Origin of the sequence: Actibacterium sp., assembly GCF_041584535.1 — a bacterium.
Lineage (GTDB): Bacteria > Pseudomonadota > Alphaproteobacteria > Rhodobacterales > Rhodobacteraceae > Actibacterium_D.
Genome location: NZ_JBFHDW010000366.1, coordinates 1 through 2,241 on the forward strand (window position 1 = coordinate 1; position 2,241 = coordinate 2,241).

Below are 2,241 nucleotides of genomic sequence, written 5' to 3' on the forward strand. Positions count from 1 at the left end.
ACGAAATACTGGATCACCAACGGCCCGGATGCCGACACTTTGGTGGTTTATGCCAAGACCGACCCCGAGGCCGGCAGCAGGGGCATCACCGCCTTTATCGTCGAAAAAACCATGAAGGGCTTCAGCACCAGCCCGCATTTCGACAAGCTGGGGATGCGCGGCTCGAACACGGCCGAGCTGATCTTTGACGATGTCGAGGTGCCGTTCGAAAACGTGCTGGGCGAGGAAGGCAGAGGCGTGCGCGTGCTGATGTCGGGTCTGGATTTTGAGCGCGTGGTGCTGTCGGGCATCGGCACCGGCATCATGGCCGCCTGTCTGGACGAAATCATGCCCTATATGGCCGAGCGCAAGCAATTCGGCCAGCGGATCGGGGATTTCCAGCTGATGCAGGGCAAGATCGCCGACATGTATACCAAGATGAACTCGGCCCGGGCCTATACTTACGAGGTCGCCAAGGCCTGTGACCGCGGCGAGGTCACCCGCGCCGATGCGGCGGCCTGTGTGCTCTATGCCTCCGAAGAGGCGATGGTCGTCGCCCATCAGGCGGTTCAGGCGATGGGTGGCGCGGGCTTCATGAATGAAAGCGCCGTCAGCCGCATCTTCCGCGACGCCAAGCTGATGGAGATCGGCGCTGGCACCAGTGAAATCCGCCGGATGCTGGTTGGCCGCGAAATGATGGGGGCGATGGGGTGAAACTCAACTCGCAAATCCTGCCCACCTCCGAGGTGTTTCAGACCAACCGCGCCGGTCACCTTCAGGCGCTGGACGAGGTCGCCCAAGCCGCCGGTCTGGCGATGCTGGGCGGCGGCGAAAAGGCGCGCGAACGCCATCTGGCGCGGGGCAAACTGTTGCCGCGCGACCGGGTGGCCAACCTGCTGGACCCCGGCTCGCCGTTTCTGGAAATCGGCGCCACCGCAGCGCATAATATGTACGAGGGTGCCGCACCCTGTGCCGGTGTCGTCGCCGGTGTCGGCCGGGTGCAGGGGCTGGAGTGCATGGTCATCTGCAATGATGCCACCGTTAAGGGCGGCACCTATTACCCGATGACCGTCAAGAAACACCTGCGCGCGCAGGAGATCGCCGAGGAATGCAATCTGCCCTGCATCTATCTGGTCGATTCCGGCGGCGCCAACCTGCCCAATCAGGACGAGGTCTTTCCCGACCGCGACCATTTCGGCCGCATCTTCTACAATCAGGCCCGGATGAGCGCCAAGGGCATCCCGCAGATCGCGGTGGTGATGGGCTCGTGCACGGCGGGCGGCGCCTATGTGCCTGCCATGTCGGATGTGACGATCATCGTCCGCGATCAGGGTACGATCTTTCTGGCCGGCCCGCCGCTGGTCAAGGCCGCGACAGGCGAGGTGGTCACGGCCGAGGATCTGGGCGGCGGCGATGTGCATACGCGCCTGTCCGGCGTGGCCGATTATCTGGCCGAGGATGACGCGCATGCGCTGGCCCTCGCGCGCCGCGCCGTCGGCAACCTCAACCGCGCCAAACCCGCCACCGTGCAATGGCAAAGCCCGCAAGACCCGGCCTATGACCCTGAGGAAATCCTTGGCGTCGTCCCCGCCGACCTGCGCACGCCCTATGACATCCGCGAAGTCATCGCGCGGTTGGTGGATGGCTCGTATTTCGATGAATTCAAACCGCGCTTTGGCGAAACGCTGGTCACCGGATTCGCGCATGTGATGGGCTGCCCGGTGGGCATCATCGCCAATAACGGCGTGCTGTTCTCGGAAAGCGCCCAGAAAGGCGCGCATTTCGTCGAACTGTGCAGCCAGCGCAACATCCCGCTGGTGTTCCTGCAAAACATCACCGGCTTCATGGTTGGCCGCAAATACGAGAACGAAGGCATCGCCCGCCACGGCGCCAAGATGGTCACCGCCGTCGCCACCACCAACGTGCCCAAAATCACCATGCTGGTCGGCGGCAGCTTCGGCGCCGGCAACTACGGCATGGCCGGCCGCGCCTATCAGCCGCGCTTTCTGTGGACATGGCCCAACAGCCGCATCAGCGTCATGGGCGGTGAACAGGCAGCAGGCGTGCTGGCCACAGTGCGCCGCGAAGGGATCGAGCGTAAAGGCGGCAGCTGGAGCGCCGAAGACGAGGCCGAATTCAAGCGCCCGACGATCGAGATGTTCGCCGAGCAATCGCACCCGCTCTACGCGTCGGCCCGGCTTTGGGATGACGGCATCATCGACCCGCGCAAATCGCGCGAGGTGCTGGCGCTCAGCCTGTCCG

2 protein-coding genes are annotated in these 2,241 nt (G+C 64.1%); both read left to right on the forward strand.

What is annotated here, in order from left to right; genetic code table 11:
* On the forward strand, positions 1 to 693 hold a 693-nt coding region (locus ABYW26_RS13630), incomplete at its 5' end, for an acyl-CoA dehydrogenase family protein (RefSeq protein ID WP_372605454.1).
* Positions 690 to 2,241: carboxyl transferase domain-containing protein (locus tag ABYW26_RS13635; RefSeq protein ID WP_372605455.1), on the forward strand; the 1,552-nt coding region annotated here is incomplete at its 3' end. The genes ABYW26_RS13630 and ABYW26_RS13635, both read left to right, overlap by 4 nt.